Here is a 23377-nt window from a genome sequence, read left to right on the forward strand (position 1 = left end):
GCTTCAAGCAATCCTTATTCTTTGAGGCGTGTCCACTTCGCCGCTAGAGCATAAGACACTCAGGTCTACAGCTTTACTTTTCTTTAAGATGTTTAATGCGCCATTGACATCAGCATTAATTAGTTTGCCAGACTTTGTTCGATACAAGCCGCGCTTAATACGTTTGCCGCTGAACTTATATTCTTTTGGATTGTCGGCATTATATTCAGGAATCTCATCGCCGTCAAAAAAGCTGGCTTGAGACGTATAGGATTCTTCCTGTTTCAAGAATTCAATGCCGTAAAATTCACAAAGATATTCTAGTTTTTCTTTTATGTTACCGAGAGGAATATTGACAAAGTTTTGATTTGTCTTTTTTCCTAGATTAATATTGCGTTGCCATGTTTCCGCATAGCCAATGACAAGTTTGCCAATTTACAATCCGACGTTGTACATGTTCTTGGCAATATGGCACAGTTCTCGAAGAGTCAAGTATTCTTCTTTGGTCAAACCATTTAGCTGTTGTTTGATACAAAAATACATGTTTTCACCTCCCATCTAACTATATGATACTATATTTTACTGAATCTATCCTATTTTCAGCAAAATATAGTTAAGGCGATTCATCTCCCACTTACTCCGCTTCGCTTCGTTGAAGTGGGAGTCTTCTCGCCTAATTAAGATAAAATCCGTCTGATGTATATATATGGAAGAAGGGAGGATGCCTCGTTGCTTTTGGGGCATTCTCTTTTTTGTGTGGAAAATAGTTTTTTGTTCGAGCAACGGGGCGGAACCCGTGAAAACCGGCAGGCGATTCGATATAATGAGGACAAGCGACGATCGCCGCAATGGATGAAAAGGTGTGAGGAATCGTGAAGATAGCGATTGCGGGAACGGGATATGTTGGACTTGTGACCGCGGCTTGTCTGGCCGATAAAGGGCATGATGTGACATGCGTCGATGTGAACGAAGAGAAAATTCGCCTATTAAATGAAGGGATCGTCCCGATTTATGAGCCGGGGCTTGACTCGCTTATTCAGCGAAACGGCGTTCGCCTTCGCTTTACGACCAACGATGTGGAAGCGTATCAACGGGCGGAAGTGATCATGATCGCCGTCGGCACGCCGCCGCAGCCGGACGGGTCTGTGCGGCTTGATGATGTATGGGGCGCATTGCGACGCATCGCCGGGGCGGCCGAACGCGATTGCCTTGTCGTTATCAAGTCGACCGTGCCCGTCGGCACTGGCGATGAAGCCGCCCGTTTTTTGGCGGAAAACGGACGGCCGGAGGTGAAATTCGACGTCGTATCCAACCCGGAGTTTTTGTCGCAAGGAACGGCAGTGCGCGATACACTGCAGGCGCCGCGCATTGTATTGGGAGTGGATTCGGACCGGGCTGAACGGGTGATGAAGGAGCTGTACGCCCCGTTTGCCCTCCCGTACGTCGTGACGGACCGGAGAAGCGCTGAGATGATCAAGTATGCGGCCAATGTGTTTTTGGCGTTGAAAATTTCGTACATCAACGAGATCGCCAATGTATGCGAGTTGGTAGGCGCTGATATTCAGGCGGTGGCGGAAGGAATCGGCATGGATCCGCGCATCGGCCGCCGCTTTTTGCGCGCCGGCGTCGGGTATGGAGGCTCATGCCTGCCGAAAGATGCAAATGCCCTCTATTCCTTGGCGGCTTCCCACGGCTATTCGCTCAAAACGGTATGGGCGGCGATCGACGTCAATGAGAAACAAAAATGGAAACTTCTTGACAAAGCGCGTCTGCACATTGGGGATTTCCGCAACCGGACGGTCGCCGTGCTTGGCGCCGCATTCAAGCCCGGCACTGACGATGTGCGCGAATCGCCGGCATTGGCGAACATCGAACGGCTCATTGCCGAAGGAGCCGACGTGCGCGTCTGGGACCCGGCCGCCCTCGGTCATGTCTCGCGCCGTTTTGGCGATGCGGTTGTTTGTTGCGAGACGATCGAGGAAGCCATTCGCGGCGCGGATGTTTGTTTCATTTTCACCGAATGGCCGGCTGTGTTGCAATTTGACCTTCACTGCTACAAGACGCTGATGAAAACACCGCTTGTGGTGGATGGACGGAATTGCTACGACCCGAAGGCGGCCGAAGCCGCCGGCTTAATCTACGAGTCGATTGGGCGGCCGGTGGGGCATAGACAGCTGAAAGTGGATCGGGCTGTTGACGTTCTCCAGTGCGCCTCAGCTGCCTTTTTCCACAAACAAAGTGAATAGGGATGCCGCTTAATTGTCCCGTTCGCATCGCCACGACGGCTTTTTTGTAAAAAAGGGAATAAGGCGGTCTGTCCGTTCGATGGAAGTGGGATAGTAGACATGCCGGCGGGCGCGGGGCATCAATCGCCGTTTCAAAGAAAGAGAAGGTTATGTTTCCAGTGGTTTTATGGGAAAACGTGGGGTCGTGGCCCGCCACTTTGAAAGCGGAGACAGGCGGGGAAGAGAGCGGCTGAAGAAGCCGTCTTTTCCCACCGCTATGGGCAGGCGGCAAAAGGAGGGATGTATCATCCGCATTCGCTTAGGTCTGTTTGGTGCGGACGATTCGCTGTCAATTATTCAGGCGGTGGCGCAAGAGTACAAAGAGCTTGTTTGCGTTCCCGTTGTGTATTGGGATGAAAGTGAAGTGATCGATTTGATCCGCCCGCTCGCGTCAGAAGTTGATATGTGGCTGTTTTCCGGACAAGTGCCGTATTCGATCGTCAAGCAGTCCAGTGAGGTCGATGCGCCGCTGTTTTATGTGCCACATATTGGTGCCAGCTTGTACCGCACACTGCTGCAGGCGCACTATACGGAGCAGATTCCGGTCAGCCGGCTTAGTTTTGACACGTACGAGCGCCGCGAAATCGAACGGCTGCTCGAAGAGGCGGGCATCGAGGAGCCGATTCCATACGTCAAGCATTACGAGGGAGGCATTTCGGCCCAGGAACTGTCCGACTATCATTACACCCTTTGGAAACAAGGGAAAACGGAAGCAGCGGTCACCTGTTTGCGGACAGCCCATCTCGAACTGGAGAAACTCGGAATGCCGGTGTATCGGGTATTGCCTGCCCGCTCGGCGGTGGAAGCGGTCATCCAAACCATCATTCGCACCGGACAGATGCTGCAGGTGCAAGATGCGCAAATCGCCGTGCAAATGATTGAAGTCGATGCGATGCAGGCGGCCTCCCCAGAGACATTTTCGACCGATGACATATATCGTCTGGAGATGAAGACAACGGAAAAATTGCTACGGTATGCAAAAAAAGTCCAAGGGTCGCTGAAAAGCGCCGGGCCGGGCCGCTATGTCATTTTTACGACAAGGGGCGCATTAAAAGAGATCACCGATGGCTATAAAACGGTCCCCTCGGCGGAGGAGACGGAGCTCTTGTACAGCGAGGTCATCGCGTGCGGAATCGGCATCGGCCGAACGGCGTATGAGGCCGAAATTCAGGCTGGGAAGGCGTTTTTGCATGCGAAACAAAGCGGACGGGGTGCGTGGATGGTGGTGTTTGATGACGGAACGATCTCGGGTCCGTTAGGAAAAAGTGTGCACCTCCGCTATTCGCTCGGCGGCGGAGAACTGCGGCAGCTGGCGGAGCGGACGGGATTAAGCGCCGCGACGCTCTGCAAATTGAAAGCAATATTGCAAAAACGAGGAACCAACGAGATCGAAGCGCATGAGTTGGCCTCTTACATGGGGATTGTGCCGCGCAGCGCCCGCCGGATTTTAAACCAATTGGAGACCGTGGGCCTTGCCGAAGTGGCCGGGGAAACAAACCCGTATCCGCGCGGGCGTCCGCGCAAAGTATACCGCATTTTCTTATAATTGCTCGATCAGCTTCTGCCTTTAGCGACAGGCAGAAGTTTTTTGTTGTCTTGAAGGCGTTTGTATTATTTGTATTATTTGAAAATTTCATCTGTTTCCATTATAATTAAGGACATATCCGAAAATTATCCGTAATTGGCGTGAGGGGAGGATAGCTTGATTCAAGGGGAACGTCTTTGGCAACGGCTCATGGAACTAGGGGAGGTCGGCAAGCAACCAAGCGGCGGCGTCACGCGCCTCTCGTTCACTGCTGAAGAGCGGCGGGCCAAAGATCTCGTCGCTTCCTACATGCGCGAAGCCGGGCTTTTCGTATATGAAGACGCGGCTGGCAACTTGATCGGACGGAAAGAAGGGACGAATCCGGATGCCACGGTCGTCCTTGTTGGATCTCATCTCGATTCGGTTTACAACGGCGGCTGCTTTGATGGACCGCTCGGGGTGTTGGCCGGCGTGGAAGTCGTTCAGACGATGAACGAGCACGGTGTTGTGACGCACCACCCAATTGAAGTAGTGGCGTTCACTGACGAAGAGGGAGCGCGCTTTCGTTTCGGCATGATCGGCAGCCGCGCCATGGCCGGAACACTGCCGCCGGAAGCGCTCGAGTGCCGCGACGCGGAAGGGATTTCCCTCGCTGAAGCGATGAAACAGGCGGGGCTTGACCCGGACCGCTTGCCGCAGGCAGCGCGAAAACCAGGAACGGTGAAAGCCTATGTCGAATTGCATATCGAACAAGGACGGGTGCTTGAGGAGACAGGACTTCCAGTTGGCATCGTCACTGGCATCGCCGGTCTGATTTGGGTGAAATTTACCATCGAAGGAAAGGCGGAACATGCCGGCGCCACGCCGATGTCATTGCGGCGCGACCCGATGGCGGCGGCCGCCCAGATCATCATAGTGATCGAAGAGGAAGCAAGACGAACAGGGACAACGGTCGGTACTGTAGGACAGTTGCATGTATATCCGGGCGGTATTAATGTCATTCCGGAACGGGTCGAATTTGTGCTCGATTTGCGCGACTTGAAGGCTGAGGTGCGCGATCAAGTATGGAAAGCCATAGCCGTGCGGGCAGAGACGATCGCCAAGGAGCGGAACGTCCGCGTCACGACCGAGCGGCTGCAAGAAATGCCGCCGGTGCTATGTTCCGATGAGGTGAAGCGCGCGGCGGAGGCGGCGTGCCAAAAGCTTGGCTACCCGTCGTTTTGGCTGCCGAGCGGCGCAGCCCATGACAGCGTACAGTTGGCTCCGATTTGCCCAATCGGGATGATTTTTGTCCGCTCCCAAGACGGAGTGAGTCATAGTCCGGCGGAATGGAGTACTAAAGAAGACTGCGCCGCTGGAGCAGAGGTGCTTTATCATACAGTGTGGCAACTGGCCCAAGGGGAATAACGAAAAAGACAAACGAACAGGGGGAGACCATGGATGACAAGTGAAGAAATCAAACGACTCGTCGATGAAGTGAAAACGGACGTCATCGCCTGGCGCCGTCATTTGCATGCCCATCCGGAATTGTCGTTCCAAGAAGAGAAAACAGCGCAGTTTGTCTATGAGACGCTGCAATCATTCGGTCATCTTGAACTTTCGCGGCCGACGAAAACGAGCGTCATGGCGCGGCTCATTGGCCAACAGCCAGGCCGGGTCGTCGCCATTCGCGCTGATATGGACGCATTGCCGATTCAAGAGGAAAACACGTTTGAGTTTGCCTCAAAAAACCCAGGCGTGATGCATGCGTGCGGACATGACGGCCATACGGCGATGCTTCTCGGGACGGCGAAAATTTTCTCCCAGCTGCGCGATGACATTCGCGGTGAAATCCGCTTTTTGTTCCAACACGCGGAAGAATTGTTCCCCGGCGGGGCGGAGGAGATGGTGCAAGCCGGCGTCATGGACGGGGTGGACGTCGTCATCGGCACTCACCTTTGGTCGCCGCTTGAGCGCGGAAAAATCGGCATTGTGTATGGGCCGATGATGGCCGCACCCGACCGCTTTTTCATCCGCATCATCGGCAAAGGCGGCCATGGAGCGATGCCGCACCAAACGATCGATGCGATCGCCATCGGAGCGCAAGTCGTGACGAACTTGCAGCACATCGTCTCGCGCTATGTCGACCCGCTCGAGCCGCTTGTTCTGTCCGTGACGCAATTTGTGGCGGGTACGGCGCATAATGTCCTGCCTGGGGAGGTCGAAATCCAAGGGACAGTGCGCACGTTTGATGAGACGCTGCGGCGCACGGTGCCGCAATGGATGGAGCGCATTGTCAAAGGAATCACCGAAGCGCACGGCGCCTCGTATGAGTTTCAATTTGACTACGGCTACCGCCCGGTCATCAACTACGATGAAGTGACCCACGTCATTGAGGAAACAGCGCGTGAACTATTGGGCGAAGAAGCCGTCGCCCGCTTGAAACCGAACATGGGCGGCGAAGATTTCTCCGCCTTTTTGCAAAAAGCGCCGGGCAGCTTCTTTTACGTCGGCGCCCGAAACGAAGAAAAGGGGATCGTGTACCCGCATCACCATCCGCGCTTTACGATCGACGAAGACGCGCTTGAGATTGGCGTGCAAATGTTTGTCGCCGCGACGTTGAAACTGTTGGCGGGGGCGGAATAGCTGTTTTCGCTTGACATATCCAAGGAGGGAGAGAAGATGAAAAGCATCCGTTGGTTAATGATTGTCCCATTTATCGGCATGCTCGGCGGCGTTCCTTTTGTGAATCAAGTGACTCCGTACGTGTTTGGCATGCCGTTGCTTCTCTTTTGGCTGGTCGCTTGGGTGATCGCCACTTCGGTTATCATGGCCATCGTGTATCGTTTTGACCCTGCGGTGAAGGAGGATGAGCAGACATGAACTCGGCCTTAGTGATGATTTTTGCTTTCTTGTTGCTGTCTCTTTATCTAGGGGTGCAGGCGCGAAAAGGAAAAGACATGAATTTGGAGCAATGGACCGTCGGTGGCCGCGGGTTCGGAACGATTTTTGTGTTTCTCTTGATGGCCGGCGAGATTTATACAACGTTTACCTTCCTTGGTGGGAGCGGTTGGGCCTATGGAAAAGGGGGGCCGACGTTTTACATCATTGCCTACGGCTGCCTGGCCTATGTGTTATCGTATTGGATGCTTCCCCCGAGTTCGACAGTTTTGAGGTCATTTTAGGCAAATGGAAATGACCAAAATGCTGTTATATCAAGGGTTTCGTGATGCGGATCCTAGGAAAAAATACCGAATTTCATAGGCACACGATTTATTAATTTTTTCTTTTAAAAATAAATTTTATACGTTATAACTCACATTTCGCACCCTAACAAGGTCAAAACAAAGGATTTTTTATTTAGTTTTTCAGAATAACTTTTTGACCAACACAACGAGCGATGGCAATCCTTTTTTTACCATCGCTGGTCGTTCCGTATCACGTTACACGTAGATGCTCTCATCCATGCCCAATCCCTGCAGAATCCTTCGCTGATCAGGGGTAAGGGAGCGATCCAGTGAGCGTTGGATGCGCCCATCCGGCAGCTTGAACAGGACGACGTTCACATATTGAAACAGCTGAAAAATCGCCTGTCCCGTCGTCGGCCGTCCGCGCCGTTTTTTCGGGCGTACGATCTCTTCGACCGCGGCCTCAACCCGATGAAACCGGGGGCGAAGGGACGCCTTGAGGGACGCCAAGGCTTGTTCGGCATCTTCCCGGCAGGAGAAGGGGTGACGCTCCCAACGGGCTTGTTCCTCGCGAAGAAGCTCCGCTTCTTTGGTTCGTTCTTTTTCAAGCGTCTTTCCTTTTCGCTGGTCGAGCGCGCTCGATTCAACAACGATCAGCCGAACGGGGTGGCCTTCATACGTCGAGGCCGTTTCCCATACCCGGTACGTGGCGCCGTTTCTCTCCGCCAACGTAAAGGGATCGCTCCACGTCGTGTCCTCAGCATCCGCTTCGGCCAGCGCGGTTTTCACGATCCGGAGCGACGAAGGGCCTCTGGTGATCAAAAAGGCGTTGGCCGCTTTGGTTTGCGCCAGGGTCTCTTTCGTCATCGCGGCGGAATCGGCCACGTAAATCCATTCGTCTTCGATTTTGGCCTGCTTCAGCTGTTCATGGACACGAGACAGCACCTCGGGATTCCATGTTTTATCGGGCAGGTTGCCATCGTGCACATCGCCGTAAAACGGGATGCCGTCCTCGTTGCCGACCAGTCCGAAACCGATCTGTTTTTGCCAACGATGATGGCGGTTGTAGCCATGTGTGATTTGTAAGGCCTCTAACGAGGCCGATTCATACGCGCCGTAAACGGTCTTGTCCGTCGTATCGGCGTGGAAGGCTCGGAGGGAAAGGCCTTCTTTGAGATAAATATGAATCAAGCAAGTGCTGATGACGTTGTGAATGCCAGCCTCATACAGGCGATCGAGATGACGGGCCAACGCATCGTCGTTCAACCAGGAAGGATGGAGATCGGGACGGATGAGTTTCTCACAATCGACCTCCTGAGCCCAATGTTCCAAGTGAACAAGGGCTTGCCGGCCGTCAAACACATTGTAGAGGATGGCCTGAACGGCATCGCTGACTCGCGTTTGGCACTGCGGATCGACGGGCACGAGATGGTGTTTATTGCAAAATTAAAGTGCAGAGATGTGCAAAATTTCTATGCAAATGGTTATGCAGAGGGGCTTTACATGGAGGGGTAGCCATGATAACCTGTTTGGGTTTGCCAAATCTGTTACAGCTGGCCGCTTGGCAAAAGAATCATGGCTGCAGAGGCTCCATGTCAAGCCCTTAATAGCGAGAATTCAGATTGAATTTTTATGCGGTATAAACGAATTTATATACTGCAATACTCTGCACTTTTTTCTTGCAAAAAACAGATGGTCAATCAATTGAGGCAGACCCAGTTTCTTGAATAGGGCACTTATTATATTCAAATAAGAATTGCGATAGACCTTTTTGACTTGAACGTTCATAAGAGAAAAACTCCTTTACGTTCCTTGTGTGTCAAGGATTCATTCGACATCGGAACGAAAAAATCCTCCCGATTTTCGTCGAGAGGGTGCGAAATGTGAGTTAGCATCTAGTTTTTCTCTAAAAACTCGTAAATACATAGGTAGTTCAACAACTCCTGAAGAACCTGTAACGCCAACTAATATATTCAAGCTTAACACCTCCTTTACATTACAGTTTCTCTTGGCGTACCTTTTCTCACATTAATTAATAACGAAGATAAACTAGTAACTATACCCAAAGCACCTGCAATGAAGAAAAGATATTTTATATTGAAATAATCAACACTGACCCCAAAAATAAACTGGGCTACTGGCGTTGAAAGCATTGAAATCGCCATCATAATACTATTAACTCTTCCTAATAAATGAATAGGCACAGAACGTTGAACAAAAGTAGGTATAAGGACTCCTATAAAACCAGTAATTAAGCCAATTACAAAAACGAAAATTAGAATAATCAAAAAATTTTGGGTGAAACATAGTGCGGCAATACCAGTAGCTTGTAAAAGAAAAGATAAATAAATAATCTTCAATTCAACCTTGTGAATGCTTTTAACTGAAAAGATTAAACCAGTTAACAAACTTCCCATTGACATCGATGAATATATATATCCTAAATACTTAGCATCATCACTAACATTTTTAGCTAAAAAAGGGAACAATACATTAACCCCGTTTGCTCCAATATTTACAAAAAACATAGTTATAACCAAATAAAAAATCATTTTTTGTCTATTCAAAAAACTAAAACCAAGTCTTAAATCCGAAAAGTAAGAAGTTTTATCATTATTATCGTTTATATTTTCAAGATGACTATTTTTAGAGTCAATAAACAAAATTAAAAAAGTTGAAAATGCATATAAGATAGAAATGGCTATCAAGGAATGTTCTATTGAGATTGATTCAACCATCCAAGCGGCTATTAAAGGGCCCAAAATGATCGTTGTTCTTACAACAGTGAAGTATTGACTATTGAGACGACTCAAATATTCAGTAGCGACTAATCTTGGCTTTATTGATTCTGAGGCTGACCAATAAAAAGCATCAATCGCTCCAAACAAAACGGAGACCATTATGAGAATTACAAAAGAGATAGTATGATCCCATAACAGAATAGCCAAAACTAACACAATGATTGTCCTTATCATGTCTGACAACCACAGAAACAACTTTGCCCCTATTCGATCAATAACCGGTCCGCAAAGAAGCCCAGCAATAAATCTCGACAAACCTAGGGAAAATAAAACTGCTCCCATCAAAAAACCTGATTGTAAAACGTCAGCAATATACCAAGCTATAACAACACTGTATATGACGTCCCCCAAGTTTGAAAGAAACGTTGCTATACAAAATTTTGTAGCGTTCAAAATGATCACCCTTAGAAAGATTGAGACTAGGCATGTAACGCACTTGTGAAACAGAACAAAATCAAAACATAGGATAAGGGGTGGTTTTAATATAACTAAATATTCATTATATTACAGTTATTACAATAATTATTTTATCGGGAAAATACGGTAATGTAAAGAGTTTTTTGTAATACCTCGTCTCGTTTTGTCGGATATCGTTGAATGCAACATATCTTATGTTATGTTGAATAAAAAACACCACCCATAGAAGGTGGTATTTAGCTGATAGTTTCATTAAAATGTTTAGACAACTGTAGATAACCGGTCAAACTTACTTCCGGTAATTCCTTGGATTGATCCCATTCAAAATATCTTATATTTTGTATTAAAGAACTGTAGATGAGCAAATTTGCTAACATAAATTGACAATCAAACAAAAAAGGAGACATGAACGGGACTCCTTGAGTAAAATAGATGTGCTCACAACTACCCACAAGGAGGTTCATGTCTCATGAATAGATTAGCACATCACCAAGGAATCCACAAGTTTTTCCTAGTGTTAGAGTCAGTCAAGACTTTGTGGAGAACATTTTTTCGGTTCACTACGGGCGTTGTCAATCACTAGTTAGTGAACCATTTTCAGGAATTGATATCGTAAGTGCTTTCGGACCCTCATCCCTCATCTTGAGGTGATCATATTGTATTCCATTTTTTACATCCAACCACCATCCCGGAGCGCCGACAACGCTTGATGGATCGGCGTCCCGGATGATCGTTGCAGACACGGTATATTCTGACGCACCACATCCACCCACAACCGTCCTGCCTTCCGTTTGGCCTGTTCGATCCGCTTGGACTTCGTCGAGGCCGAGGCTGCCCTCCGGGGCTCTTCCTCCTCCAACTGCCCCTTTCTCCACCCGATCCCGTCGATTCGGGCCACCATCGCTTTTAGAAACGCCCGAAGCCCTTGGTCTTTCCAGCTGCGGCGGGATTTCACCCGATGCGCAAACCGGCTCATCACGCTCTCGGCGTGGCCCATCGGACGCATGCCGGTCGTCTCCACCCCTTGCTCGGACAGCCACTCCCGATCGTCCTGGATGCATCCCGGCATCGACTCGATCCGGCGGATCATGGCAGCCAGCTGTTGTTCTTTCGCTTCGTCCTCCAACGTGCCGACCGTGCTGTTCAGCTCCACGAGAATCCCTTCTTCGTCTTGTTTTGCCAGCTTCTTTCGCACGTGTAAATTAGCACATTCTTTCAGAATCCCTTTTTCAAATTATTTCAGATGGATTCCGAAATAATGTGCAAAATTTTTGCCGATTATTCCGGACTTTGCACATTCTTTCGGAACGTTTGCACGCTCTTTCAAATGAAGATTTCCAGCGCGCCTGATGGAATGATGGAAAAGAGAAAGCACAAAAGAGGCCGATTCGGCTCCTTTCGTGCTAATACCCCCATTTCCTCTAAGGCCATGCGCACCACTTCCTCGTCAATGACGGTATTGTCAAAAGTTTATCCTCCACACTCACGGTTTTCCCTTGAGTTTCAACGGTTGGAAGAAAAAAAGCTTGCCACCCCCGTTGTTTTCGGCCATCATTGAGGTAACCACACACTCAACAGCCAAAACAAAGGAGTGACAAGCTTTGTTACCTCAATGATTAGCCTATTTGCTTCAAATCATCAAGACCCAATATCAAATCATTGTGTATCTCATGGGTGTGATCGTGGGAAAATCCCTGAATCGTAAGGACTTGGACGAACCCGTCCAAAAACCGTACCGAAAACTTCAGATCGATGACCTTCCGATCATCGATGTACCGGAAACCCTTGATTACCGGAAGTTGTTGGCGGACTACGAAGCCCAGCACGGACGTCCTTTGCGGCCCATCCAGCGCCGCGCGAAGGCGAAACACCGTGTTCCGGATTCGTTGACCTGCCCTCGCTGCCAGGCTCCCTCTTCTTACCTGTACGCCAATAACGGCGGAAAAGGGCAATACCAATGCAAAGTGTGCCAGTGCCGGTTCAACCACCGAAATCGGTTCACCAAGCAAGCGGTCTTTCGCTGCCCGCACTGCAAAAAGACGCTGGAAAAAATCAAGGAACGCAAAGAATACAACATCTATAAGTGCAAGAACAACGCTTGCCCGTTTTACCAGGCCAACCTTCGCCGGATGACGAAGAAGGAGCGCCAACAGTTTCAACAGGATCCTCAAGCCTTCAAGGTGCGGTATTTGTTTCGAGAGTTCTTGTTTGACTTTCTCCCGTTGGCTTCCTCGTCGCTCATCAAGCCGAAGGTCGATTTGTCCCGGCTGGCTGCGTCGCCGCACGTGTTGGGGCTCGTGTTGACGTACTACGTCAACTTTGGGATGTCCTCGAGGGAGACCGCCGCCGCCATGAAGGACATCCATGGCGTCTCGATCTCCCATCAGACGGTGCTCAACTACGCCAACAGCGTCGCGCTTTGGATCAAGCCCTTTGTCGACCGGTTCCCGTATGAGCTGTCCGGTTCGTTTTGCGGGGACGAGACGTATATTCGCGTCAAAGGGCGCTGGCATTACCTGTTCTTTATGTTTGACGCCGTCAAAAAGATCGTGCTGTCGTATCGCGTCTCGCCCAACCGGGACACGCTCTCGGCCATCAAGGCCATCGATGATGTCCTCAGGAAGCTAGCGTCCCTCCCAGACGACTTGTCGTTCGTCGTGGATGGCAACCCGATTTACCTGCTGGCGCAACACTTCTTCGCCCAACACGGGATTTCATTTGACGTCCGCCAAGTGATCGGGCTGACCAATGAGGATCCGGTCTCGGAAGAGTTTCGCCCTCTCAAGCAGATCATCGAGCGATTCAACCGGACCTTTAAAGGCAACTACCGCCCGACCCATGGGTTTGGTGCGGAAGAAGGCTCGGTGTCCTTTGTGACGCTGTTTGTGGCGTATTTCAACTTTCTGCGCCCACACAGCGCGCTCGAAGGCCGGGTGCCGGTCGTCATCCCGGAACTGGCGGATCTTCCGCATATGCCGGCCCGGTGGACGAAGCTGATCGCCATGGCACAAGCGTTTCTCCAACAAGAGGCGGCCTGACTTTTTTGTCCGCCGGAGCCCGTTGAACAGAACTCCTGCCGGATTCGGCGAAGCGAACCCTTGACCAACCGAACACCGCCAAAGGTAAAATTCGGTCATGGCAAGGGCGGCTTTCTTATTGCCTTCTTTTTTGTCCCCGTCGCCCTTGACGACTCTTCCGCACCTTTGGCGGGTGTTGGTCAAGGGCGAATCCGGCCCTCCGCATGCCCCACGATGCTCAATGGGATGATCTGTGTGGAGTTTTCATAGAACTTTTGACGCTACCTCAATGACGTCCTTTTTCAGCTGATGCCCGTACAACAGGCACATCGTGGCCAATGCGTTGATCACACGGGGACAGCCTCGCGATTGCAGAACGATCGCCTCCAACGACGATGGGGTGAAGATCGGATGCTTTTTCTACGTCGGCGCGGGCAATGTAGAAAAAGGCATCGTTTACCCGCACCACCACCCGCGCTTTACGATTGACGAAGACGCGCTTGAGATCGGCGTGCAAATGTTTGTCGCGGCGACGTTGAAACTGTTGGCGGAAGTAGAGTAGGATGCTTCCGCTTTTTTGTACATCATAAAGGCGGATCGATATATTGCATCTCATATTTCGCAACCTTTGCATAATATACAAAAAATAACCAGAATATTCGCATAAAAATAATTTTTTATAAAAAATGTAAAATAATTAATTTTTATTCGGTCAAATCGGGCTTATTTCGAATTTTTATTCAGGGTGCGAAATGTGAGTTGCATGCTCTTTCTCTGTCGCTAATTCACATGGTTGAACTTGGTGTAGCTCACATGAGTGGATAAAGGAAATAAAGAGAGCATGGGGACTCTTTGCCTTCCTTAATGTTTGTTTTGGACTTCGATTCGATCAAGACGACAAGGCTAGGCGATTTTGACAATTTTTGTGATCGGTGCTAGGTCGAGGTCTTGGTTGTAAAGAGCGTGGACAAAATCGCCGTCAAGCGTAGCGAAGTAGTCATAATGATGATATGTTGCAATGGCGTAGTGCAAGGCATCATAGGCTTCGAGCTGAAGGAGCCGCATTTGAGCCAAGGCTAAATCTTGAATGTTGGCATCTGTTGTTAGGAATTCGATGCGGAAATGTTGCCTTATGGCAGATAAAAATTCATTATATCGATCAATGGAACTGTTGTAGAAGATTTGCAACTTGTTTCTTTGTGAGGGATAATTCATTTTCACGAATTTGATTAATTCTGAAATATTAATAGAAACGTTCTTCTTGTAGAATTTTGGAATATGTTTTTTCCAAACGTTATATAGGAAGGGTACGCTTTCTTCTAATTCTCCAAGGGGATGATTTTGGCGAGACTTTGAATGTAAATTGGATTGATTTTTATGGTAGATTTCTAATGGTAATAGAATTTCTTGAATGAATAAGTTATGTACCACTTCCCCAAATACATGTGTACTTATCCCTAATTTCGTTACACCTTCGTTATGCCATTTTTGAAGGATTTCACATACCTTATCTCCCCTTGGATCATCGGAGTCCATATAGGCCAAAATAAAACAAGCATCGATGTATATAGACGCTTGTCCAAAATGTTCATCTATGGCATCTTCATATGTCATCACAAACGACATAATCGGCTACCGTCCTTGTTTGTAGATGTCTACTAATTTTTTGCCAAAGGGAGAAGGTTTGGCTATTTTTTTTCGTAATTCGGCAAATGAAAGATCCTTATTCGGTTTGTTGGCCTGTTCCGTGCAAGATAGTGTCACCCTCATTTTCGTTTCCAAAGCGGAGGGCATATTGATCACCTCATTGATTCTCCTTTCTAAAAATTATAATGCTGGCCAGAAAAAATGTACAGATTTTTCTTTTACTACTATACCCTTGTTCATGAAAACATAAACACGGAGAGAATCTCCCTTAAAAGGGGAATGGGTGAAAGAAAAGGGGAACGGAAAAGAAGTCTTCTTTCCAGCCTGTGAGCGAACGATTTTAAAACAACGGTGAAGAAGCTTTCAAAAAAGAAAATGGAAAAATATCACCATCCCTGTTATGATGGTAAAGGGTTTAGCGAACAAGGTGTCTACTTTCGTTTGTTGTTTAGGTACCTTGTTTTGTTGGTAAAAAGGTGTTGGCAGGTGAAACGATGAGAGATTTCCTTTCCCGCTGGCTTCCTGTCATTCTCTGGTGTGTCGTCATTTACACGTTCAGCGAGTCTTCCTGGTTCACTGGGGCGAATACGGCGCATGTGCTGCAGATGATTTTATCGTACTTGCCGTTTGGCGGCGGGGATGAAGAGGGGCCGCCATTTTTGAACTTTTTGATTCGCAAAGCGGCGCATTTGACGGAGTTTGGCATTTTGGCCGCGCTTGTGTGGCGGGCGCTGTTGCCCAAGCGGTTTGCGTATGCAGGCGCTTGGCTGTTTGCGACCGCCTACGCGGCGACCGATGAGTGGCACCAATCGTTTGAACCAGGGCGGACGGCGACGCCAAAAGACGTGGCGATTGATTCGTGCGGGGCGCTGATTGCGCTTTTGATCGTCTTTGTTTGCCGCCATTGGTTAAGGACAAAGCATTGTGCGGTCAAACGCGGCGTATAATAGAATGAGCTCTCCCGATGTATCGGCTTAGATGTAAAAGGAAAGAATGGCAAATAACAAGTTTGCGAGAAAAGGGAGAGAGAGCCATGGTCGCGTTTATCGCGGGAATGTTTGTCGGCTCGTTCGTGATGCTCGTCATCATGAGCATGATGGTGGCCGCGAAACGGGCGGATGAAGCGAGCGAACGGTGGAGGGAAAAGTGAGAAGTCCCTTGCGGCAGGCAAGGGATTTTTTTTGAAAATGCTGTGCGATCATGTTTACGTCAGCTTGCAAAAAAGGCCGCACATTGTTTGAGAACCGCCGTGAAAGACCGACGAAGTACAACGGATTCGAAAAGTTGAAGGGGATAAAATTATGTTTTTTTGTAAGGTTTTTTAGTTTGAGAAACGTTGCTGGGGAGCAACATTTCCCCTTAAATCACTAGTATTTAAAAAAAGCTTGATGGCGCACAAAAAATAGGATATACTATGTGTAACCGGTTACACATAGACAGAAAAGAAGGAAGCGAACATGGCAACGATTCGTGATGTGGCAAAGCGTGCAGGTGTCTCCGTCGCCACCGTTTCGCGGGTGTTAAATCAAAATGGATATGTTAATGAGGAAACGGAAAGACGGGTTAGACAGGCGATGAAAGAGCTCAATTATAAACCGAATGAAGTGGCGAGAGCTCTGTTTAAAAAGACATCGAAAACAGTCGGACTCATTGTCCCTGATATTACCAATCCGTTCTTTCCCGAACTCGTTCGCGCGGTGGAAGATGTGATGAATATTTATGACTATACGGTCATTCTATGCAATTCCGATGAGAAAGTAGAAAAAGAACGAGAATACATCGAAGTGTTAAAGCAAAAATATGTGGACGGCGTCATTTTGACCACGAATCAGTTCGCGCCGGAAGAAGTCGAGGAATGGGATGTTCCGATTGTCGTGCTCGACCGTCCGTTGCATGAGCGTTATCCGTCGGTGGTCGCGGATAATTACGAGGGAGCTCGTTTAGCGACGCGGCATTTGTATGAAGTGGGCTGCCGGCGGATTGCCCATATTCAAGGGCCCAACCACGTGGTGAACGCCATGGAGCGTTTCCGCGGCTATCAAGATGAAATGAGGGCGTTAGGGTTGGGAGATCGTCAGCTCGTCATTCAAGGGAATTACCAGTTGAAGCAGGCGAAAGAAGCGGTGATGGCCGCGTTGGCTGAACATGATATGGACGGGATCTTTGCCGGCAACGACGCGATGGCGGTCGGTGCTTTGAAAGCGGTTCAGCAATGCGGGCTGCGGGTTCCGGATGATATTGCCATTATTGGCTACGACGGCATCCCGCTGACGGAAATGACAACACCCGAACTATCGACCGTGTCTCAGCCTATTTACGAAATGGGGGCCATGGCGGCAAGAATTTTAATTAAACAAATTGAGGGAAAGCCCCTTGAAAAGCTCCATTATCAACTTCCGGTTCAACTTGTGGTGCGGCAGTCGACGTCAAGGAGGGGATTGACTTGAACAAACCAACCATTACGGTGATCGGCAGCCTCAACATGGACTTAGTCACTGTGGCGGCGCGATTTCCAAACCAAGGAGAGACGATTTTAGGCGAACAGTTTCTCACCACTCCCGGCGGCAAAGGGGCGAATCAGGCGGTGGCAGCCGCCCGCCTCGGCGCCAACATTCGGATGATTGGCGCAGTGGGGGATGATGCGTTTGGTCAAGAGCTCATCCGTTCGTTACAAAATGAGGGCATTTCCGTCGATTATGTGAAACCGGTTACACATGGGAGTACAGGCATTGCTTCCATTACGATTTCTGAGCGGGACAATCGGATCATCGTCGTTCCTGGGGCGAATCATGCGCTTACGCCGGAAGATCTCGATTCATGTGAATCCGTGATCGCCGAAAGCGATGTTTGCTTATTGCAGCTCGAGATTCCGCTTCCCGTTGTGGAACGGGCGGTTTCGATCGCTCATCGCCATGGCGTGCGCGTCATCGTCAACCCCGCTCCGGCCCAGCCGCTGCCGCCGTCGGTGCTTGAGCAGGCGAGTTTCTTGACGCCCAATGAACATGAACGGACGATTTTGTTCGACAAGATGGACGAAGAAGCGTTTGCCGATAAGCTGATTGTCACCGAAGGGGCAAAAGGGGTGCGCATTTGGCAAGATGGACAAGAACGGCTCATTCCAAGTTTCCAAGTTCCCGTCGTGGATACGACGGGCGCGGGCGATACGTTTAACGGTGCGCTTGCCGTGGCGTTGGCAGAAGGGAAGCCGCTTGATGAAGCGTGTCGGTTTGCCAATGCGGCGGCGGCCTTGTCGGTGACGAAACTTGGGGCGCAAGCTGGGATGCCGAGACGGCAAGAGGTCGAATCATTTTTGTCCAGACAGAAGGAGAGTCACTGATGAAAAAAAGCGGGATTTTGAATAAAGAATTGAACACGCTGCTTGCCTCGCTCGGGCACACCGATACGATCGTGATTGCCGATTGCGGGTTGCCGATTCCGAACGAACAGGCGCGCATCGACTTGTCTCTCGTCAAAGGGTTTCCGCCCTTTTTATCCGTGTTGGATGCGGTTGTTGATGAATTGGAAATTGAAGCAATCGTACTAGCCGAGGAGATCAAAGACCAGAATCCGGATTTATACGAAAGCATCAGGGCAAGAATGGGTGGTGTGCCTGTGCAGTTTGTTCCCCACGAACAATTCAAAGCGATGACGAAGCAGGCGAAAGCGGTGATTCGCACAGGAGAGGCAACCCCCTATGCCAATATCATTCTGCGTTCCGGTGTAAGTTTTTCATCGAAAGATTTCTGAAGGAAAAGGAGGGCAGAAACGATGAGGCCCTTGATTGACATGCGGTCGATTCAAAAATCGTTTGGCGCCAATATCGTTCTGAATGGCGTTGATTTTGAAGTGCTTCCTGGAGAAGTGCATGCGTTGATGGGAGAGAACGGAGCGGGGAAATCGACGCTCATCAAGGTGTTGACCGGCATTTATGAGCGGGATGGGGGAACGATTGTTGTCAACGGGCGCGAAGTGCATTACCGTCATCCGAAAGAGGCGGAACGCGACGGGATTGTCGTGATTCATCAAGAGTTGAATGTCATTCCAACATTGACGGTGGCCGAAAACATTTTTCTTGGCCGCGAGCCGAAAATCGGGAGAACGGGTGTCATTCGTTATAAAGAAATGGAGCAACAGGCCGCTTCCTATTTGCGGAGATTAGGGATGGACCTTGACCCACGAGAACTCGCCGGTCGGTTGTCTGTCGGAAAACAGCAAATGATCGAAATTGCCAGGGCCATTTCGACGAATGCGAAGTGCCTTATTATGGATGAACCGACAGCGGCGCTGACGGAACGGGAAATTCAGGCTTTATTTTCTGTTATTCGCACCTTGAAACAGCAAGGCGTCGCGGTTGTTTACATTTCACATCGGATGGAAGAGATTTTTACCATTTGCGACCGGATTTCGGTTCTCCGCGATGGCCAGTTCATCGGAACGAAACGAGTAAAGGAAACGAACTTCGATGAAATTGTTCAAATGATGGTCGGCAGGCAAATTGGGGAACGCTTTCCAAAACGGCGCGTCACCATTGGAGAAGAACGGCTGCGCGTAGAGCGGCTCACGAAAAAAGGGTTGTTTGAGAATGTATCGTTTTCTGTGCGAGCCGGTGAAGTGCTTGGTGTGGCGGGACTGATGGGATCGGGGCGAACCGAGATCATGGAAGCGATTTTCGGAGCCAGACCATTCGATGAAGGAGACATCTATATCGACGGGCGTCCTGTGCGCATCCGTTCTCCGCGCCAAGCCGTCGAACATGGCATCGCCATGATTACCGAAGACCGAAAGCAAAAAGGGCTCATTCTCGAGATGAGCGTCCATGAGAATTTGACCTTGCCGAAGTTGGAACAATTAGCAACAGCGGGATTCATCCAGTCATCGAAAGAACGGGACGTGGTGTTGACATACATTCATCTGTTGAATATTAAAGCCTCTTCCCCAGATTTACCCGTGAAAGCATTGAGCGGCGGGAATCAACAAAAAGTCGTATTCGGCAAATGGCTGGCGATGAACCCGCGCATCCTCATTTTGGATGAACCGACTCGCGGCGTGGATGTTGGGGCAAAGAAAGAGATTTATGAAGTGATCAATGAATTGGCTGCCCAAGGCGCCGCGATCATTATGATCTCTTCTGAACTGCCGGAAGTATTGGGCATGAGCGACCGCGTCATGGTCGTCCATGAAGGGAAAGTGCAAGCGATCTTGGAAAACGACGGGTTGGATCAAGAAACCATCATGCGGGCGGCGACAGGGGGGAATCGATGATGGGAGCAAAGCGAAAATGGGATGTGAAAAAACTAGGGCCTTTGATCGGGCTGTTTCTGCTATGCATCGTGCTTTCCATATTGAGCGATGACTTTTTGACGATGGACAACTGGCTCAATCTCCTGCGGCAAGTATCGATTAACGCGCTCATCGCCTTTGGCATGACGTTTGTCATTTTAACGGGAGGCATTGATTTATCGGTCGGTTCGGTGTTGGCGTTATCAAGCGCGATCACAGCAGGAATGATGGCGCAAGGGGTCAATGGATTTGTTGCGATATTCGTCGGCTTATTAGCAGGCGCGGCCATGGGCGTCTTGAACGGAGTCTTGGTCACCAAAGGAAAAGTGGCTCCTTTTATTGCCACGCTGGCGACCATGACGGCGTTTCGCGGCTTGACTCTCGTTTACACGGACGGTCGCCCGATTACAGGGTTTGCGTCTGATGACATCCTGTTTCAGATGATGGGGCGCGGTTATTTCTTCGGCATTCCCGTACCTATTATATTGATGCTCACGGTCTATATCGCTTTGTATGTAGTATTGAAAAAGACTACATTTGGCCGCCATACGTACGCGATTGGCGGGAACGAAGAAGCGAGCCGTCTATCGGGACTTCGCGTTGATCGACTCAAAATATATGTGTATGCCCTAACAGGGGCGTTATCTGCTTTGGCGGGGCTCATTTTAACTTCCCGTTTGAATTCCGCGCAGCCGACAGCGGGAACGGCGTACGAGTTGGATGCCATTGCGGCCGTTGTTTTAGGCGGCACCAGTTTGTCAGGAGGAAGAGGCTGGATTTTCGGCACGTTAGTCGGCGCCTTGATTATCGGTGTATTGAACAATGGATTGAACTTGCTCAATGTGTCGTCGTTTTACCAGCAAGTCATCAAAGGAGCGGTCATTCTTCTTGCGGTGCTGTTAGACCGCCGCAAAGAAGTATGATAGATGTTATCAAAAAATAAGGGGGAGTATGAAAATGCGAAAAGCAGTTGGTTTGTTAGCCACATTGTTGCTTGCAGGCGGCGTGTTGGGTGGATGTTCGCTCGACCAGAACAACGCATCGAGCGACAAAGGGAAAACGAAACAGGATGGGGAAGTGAAAATCGGTTTGTCCATTTCCACCTTGAACAACCCGTTCTTTGTCACATTAAAAGAAGGGGCTGAAAAAGCCGCCAAGGATGAAGGGGCAGAGCTGATTGTGGTTGATGCCCAAAATGATTCGGCGAAACAAATTAACGATATTGAAGACTTGATCCAGCAGAAGGTCGATGTGCTTTTGGTCAACCCGACGGACTCGAGCGCCGTGGCTTCTGCGATTGAATCCGCCAACAGCGCCAACATCCCGGTCATTACGGTCGACCGCAGCGCGGACGGCGGGAAAGTGGTCACCCATATCGCTTCTGACAATGTGGCTGGTGGGAAAATGGCGGCCCAATTTCTTGTCGATCACTTGAAAAACGGTGGAAACATTGTGGAATTGGAAGGGATTCCTGGTTCCTCGGCCGCTCGTGAACGTGGAGAAGGATTTCACCAAGTCATTGACAAAGCAGCCAATATGAAAGTTGTGGCCAAACAAGCGGCAGATTTTGACCGGGCGAAAGGACTGGCGGTCATGGAAAACATTTTGCAAAGCCATAAAGACATTCAAGCGGTTTTTGCGCATAATGATGAAATGGCCTTAGGAGCTTTAGAGGCGTTGCAAGCACATGGAATGAACAACGTCCTTGTGGTCGGATTCGATGCGACAGATGACGCAGTCAAAGCCGTGAAAGAAGGCAAAATGGCAGCCACGGTCGCACAAAAACCGGCATTAATTGGCGAAAAGGCGGTAGAAGCCGCCATTCGCGTTCACAAAGGGGAGAAAGTGGAAAAATTTATTCCGGTTCCGCTCGAATTGGTTCAAGGGCAATAACGCGTAATATTCTTTCGCGTGAACGAGATGTGCGCCGCAGAGGGAGCTCCCGTTGAGGCGACTGTTTGCACATCTCGTTTTTTTGTGGTTGTTTCAACGTTTGGAATCGTCAAGTGACATTTTAAGTTCGACAGGTTAAAGGACATTGCAGGCACATGAAAAAGGTCAAAATGCTGTTTGCCGAGTCACGCCAAACTTGGGGTGAAGAAGATAAGTTATACCAGAAAATGATTGTGCCCAAGAAGAAAAACAAAGAGGAGGGTTTCATGCGGACGTTTTGTGGCTGCGCAAAAAGGTGGACAGCTGGCTTTGTTCCTCCTGGTATTGTGGCGGTCATGTGATAATGAAACGACTTTTGGTCCATAATACAAGGGACGAAATGTAAAAAGAAAGGGACTCGCCATGCTTCGCGAACTCGACTGGATGACGTACATCATGATCATTTTGGCCAGCTATCGGTTTACCCATTTGATTGTGTTCGACAAAATTACCGAGTTTCTGCGCAATCCGTTTATGAAGAAAGAAAAAGTCAAAAGTGAGGACGGGCATACGGAAATCAAGAAAGTGCCGACCTCCAAATTTGGCTACTTGTTGAATTGTTATTGGTGCGCGGGGGTGTGGAGCGCGATGTTGATCGCGCTTGGCTATTTTTTCATTCCGACTATCGCTATGCCGCTGATTTTCATTTTTTCGATTGCAGGGGCGCAAGCGATTTTGGAAACATTCGTCGGGGTGGGGACGAAGGCAATCGATCTTCTGTCAGCGGTGAAAAAGCGGATGGACTAAGGTGTGTCGGCGGCAGAGGGCGGGAAACATTTGCGGGCGTACGGCGGAAACATGCGGCACGCCCGCTTTTCTTGCTTTTGTCGATACATCATGGTTGACTTATATAAGTACTTAATTATATAATGATTGGCGGAAACCATTTCATTGGTTGGCGTGGCCGTTTCATGATGGTTGTTCGTTTTTATATAAGCAAATCATGATATGATGATGAACGGAGGGGTGATATGCCGCAACTCGCGATGGAGATGGAAGCGACAGCCCGGGTATTAAAGCTGCTTGGTGATCCGACGCGGCTGACGATTTTGGCGATTTTGAATAAGCGGGAATGCTGTGTGTGCGAGCTGCTGGAGGTGTTTTCGACCAGCCAGCCGGCGATCAGCCAGCATTTGCGTAAGTTAAAAGATGCCGGGCTGATCAAAGAAGAGCGGAGAGGGCAATGGGTGTATTATTCGCTCCGGCCGCAAAGTGAATACTACTCGCTGTTGCAAGCGGTGTTGTCGTACGTTCCGGACCAAGGCGAAAACATTCGCAAAATCGAGACAGCGAATCCGACGGCCCGCTGCGGGTGCTGATGTTGAAT

The 23377-nt window shown here is 49.4% G+C and carries 19 protein-coding genes and 5 pseudogenes; 19 read left to right on the plus strand and 5 right to left on the minus strand.

Annotated elements, in window-relative coordinates; genetic code table 11:
* Positions 1–3 precede the first annotated feature (3 nt).
* Positions 4–414 (minus strand): annotated as a pseudogene (locus tag B9L19_RS01320) (zinc ribbon domain-containing protein); the annotation flags it as partial.
* 437 nt (positions 415–851) lie between these two features.
* On the opposite strand from B9L19_RS01320, the gene B9L19_RS01325 reads away from it, so the two are divergent.
* The 6 genes and pseudogenes from B9L19_RS01325 to B9L19_RS01350 form a co-directional block, all read left to right on the plus strand.
* Positions 852–2225, plus strand: a complete 1374-nt coding sequence (locus B9L19_RS01325; protein ID WP_047752540.1) for a UDP-glucose dehydrogenase family protein — start codon at positions 852–854, stop codon at positions 2223–2225.
* Positions 2226–2481: 256 nt separating this feature from the next.
* A complete protein-coding gene (locus tag B9L19_RS01330) occupies positions 2482–3810 on the plus strand; it encodes a helix-turn-helix domain-containing protein (RefSeq protein WP_014196895.1) in 1329 nt (442 codons plus the stop codon).
* 156 nt (positions 3811–3966) lie between these two features.
* Entirely contained in the window at positions 3967–5196 is a 1230-nt protein-coding gene (locus B9L19_RS01335; RefSeq protein WP_033026504.1) for a hydantoinase/carbamoylase family amidase, read from the plus strand.
* Positions 5197–5229: 33 nt separating this feature from the next.
* Entirely contained in the window at positions 5230–6414 is a 1185-nt protein-coding gene (locus B9L19_RS01340) for a M20 family metallopeptidase (protein ID WP_020279264.1), read from the plus strand.
* A gap of 36 nt (positions 6415–6450) precedes the next feature.
* Positions 6451–6651 (plus strand): DUF3311 domain-containing protein, encoded by a 201-nt coding sequence (locus tag B9L19_RS01345; RefSeq protein WP_011232711.1) that lies wholly within the window; start codon positions 6451–6453, stop codon positions 6649–6651.
* A pseudogene (locus B9L19_RS01350) lies at positions 6648–6923 on the plus strand (sodium:solute symporter family protein); the annotation flags it as partial. The gene B9L19_RS01345 and the pseudogene B9L19_RS01350, both read left to right, overlap by 4 nt.
* A gap of 288 nt (positions 6924–7211) precedes the next feature.
* On the opposite strand, the pseudogene B9L19_RS01355 reads toward B9L19_RS01350, so the two are convergent.
* From B9L19_RS01355 to B9L19_RS01370, 3 genes and pseudogenes are all read right to left on the minus strand, one after another.
* Positions 7212–8384 (minus strand): annotated as a pseudogene (locus tag B9L19_RS01355) (IS1634 family transposase); the annotation flags it as partial.
* 563 nt (positions 8385–8947) lie between these two features.
* The gene (locus B9L19_RS01365) at positions 8948–10159 is read right to left on the minus strand and encodes an MFS transporter (protein ID WP_020278768.1); all 1212 of its coding nucleotides are present in this window, start codon (positions 10157–10159) and stop codon (positions 8948–8950) included.
* 685 nt (positions 10160–10844) lie between these two features.
* Positions 10845–11369 (minus strand): annotated as a pseudogene (locus B9L19_RS01370) (UPF0236 family transposase-like protein); the annotation flags it as partial.
* Between the two features lie 430 nt (positions 11370–11799).
* On the opposite strand from B9L19_RS01370, the gene B9L19_RS01380 reads away from it, so the two are divergent.
* Both B9L19_RS01380 and B9L19_RS01385 read left to right on the plus strand, forming a co-directional pair.
* Positions 11800–13212 carry a DDE-type integrase/transposase/recombinase gene (locus B9L19_RS01380; protein ID WP_033012449.1) on the plus strand — a complete coding sequence of 471 codons (1413 nt, stop codon included), beginning with the start codon at positions 11800–11802 and terminating at the stop codon, positions 13210–13212.
* A gap of 388 nt (positions 13213–13600) precedes the next feature.
* Positions 13601–13753 (plus strand): annotated as a pseudogene (locus tag B9L19_RS01385) (amidohydrolase); the annotation flags it as partial.
* Positions 13754–14094: 341 nt separating this feature from the next.
* On the opposite strand, the gene B9L19_RS01390 reads toward B9L19_RS01385, so the two are convergent.
* Complete coding sequence (locus tag B9L19_RS01390) at positions 14095–14817, minus strand: PIN domain-containing protein (RefSeq protein ID WP_011232705.1); 723 nt, start codon at positions 14815–14817, stop codon at positions 14095–14097.
* Between the two features lie 515 nt (positions 14818–15332).
* Here B9L19_RS01390 and B9L19_RS01395 point away from each other — a divergent pair.
* From B9L19_RS01395 to B9L19_RS01440, 11 genes are all read left to right on the plus strand, one after another.
* Positions 15333–15785: a VanZ family protein gene (locus tag B9L19_RS01395; RefSeq protein WP_011232703.1), complete on the plus strand. Its 453-nt coding sequence runs from the start codon at positions 15333–15335 to the stop codon at positions 15783–15785.
* Positions 15786–15871: 86 nt separating this feature from the next.
* Positions 15872–15988, plus strand: a complete 117-nt coding sequence (locus B9L19_RS19235) for a DUF3789 domain-containing protein (RefSeq protein WP_013146530.1) — start codon at positions 15872–15874, stop codon at positions 15986–15988.
* Between the two features lie 307 nt (positions 15989–16295).
* A complete protein-coding gene (locus B9L19_RS01400; protein ID WP_011232701.1) occupies positions 16296–17285 on the plus strand; it encodes a LacI family DNA-binding transcriptional regulator in 990 nt (329 codons plus the stop codon).
* Positions 17282–18175: a ribokinase gene (gene rbsK, locus B9L19_RS01405; protein WP_011232700.1), complete on the plus strand. Its 894-nt coding sequence runs from the start codon at positions 17282–17284 to the stop codon at positions 18173–18175. The genes B9L19_RS01400 and rbsK overlap by 4 nt, the downstream gene beginning before the upstream one ends.
* Positions 18175–18585 carry a D-ribose pyranase gene (gene rbsD, locus B9L19_RS01410; protein WP_011232699.1) on the plus strand — a complete coding sequence of 137 codons (411 nt, stop codon included), beginning with the start codon at positions 18175–18177 and terminating at the stop codon, positions 18583–18585. Before rbsK ends, rbsD begins: the two co-directional genes overlap by 1 nt.
* 21 nt (positions 18586–18606) lie before the next feature.
* Positions 18607–20100 (plus strand): sugar ABC transporter ATP-binding protein, encoded by a 1494-nt coding sequence (locus B9L19_RS01415; RefSeq protein ID WP_014196887.1) that lies wholly within the window; start codon positions 18607–18609, stop codon positions 20098–20100.
* Complete coding sequence (rbsC, locus tag B9L19_RS01420) at positions 20097–21041, plus strand: ribose ABC transporter permease (protein ID WP_025038926.1); 945 nt, start codon at positions 20097–20099, stop codon at positions 21039–21041. Before B9L19_RS01415 ends, rbsC begins: the two co-directional genes overlap by 4 nt.
* A 34-nt stretch (positions 21042–21075) precedes the next feature.
* The gene (gene rbsB, locus B9L19_RS01425) at positions 21076–22011 is read left to right on the plus strand and encodes a ribose ABC transporter substrate-binding protein RbsB (protein WP_011232696.1); all 936 of its coding nucleotides are present in this window, start codon (positions 21076–21078) and stop codon (positions 22009–22011) included.
* A 155-nt stretch (positions 22012–22166) separates the two neighbouring features.
* Positions 22167–22352, plus strand: a complete 186-nt coding sequence (locus tag B9L19_RS01430) for a hypothetical protein (protein ID WP_014196885.1) — start codon at positions 22167–22169, stop codon at positions 22350–22352.
* Positions 22353–22413: 61 nt separating this feature from the next.
* Complete coding sequence (locus tag B9L19_RS01435) at positions 22414–22797, plus strand: DUF1360 domain-containing protein (RefSeq protein WP_014196884.1); 384 nt, start codon at positions 22414–22416, stop codon at positions 22795–22797.
* A gap of 224 nt (positions 22798–23021) precedes the next feature.
* Positions 23022–23369 carry an ArsR/SmtB family transcription factor gene (locus B9L19_RS01440; protein ID WP_014196883.1) on the plus strand — a complete coding sequence of 116 codons (348 nt, stop codon included), beginning with the start codon at positions 23022–23024 and terminating at the stop codon, positions 23367–23369.
* Positions 23370–23377 lie beyond the last annotated feature (8 nt).

The organism is Geobacillus thermocatenulatus, from assembly GCF_002217655.1.
Lineage (GTDB): Bacteria > Bacillota > Bacilli > Bacillales > Anoxybacillaceae > Geobacillus > Geobacillus thermocatenulatus.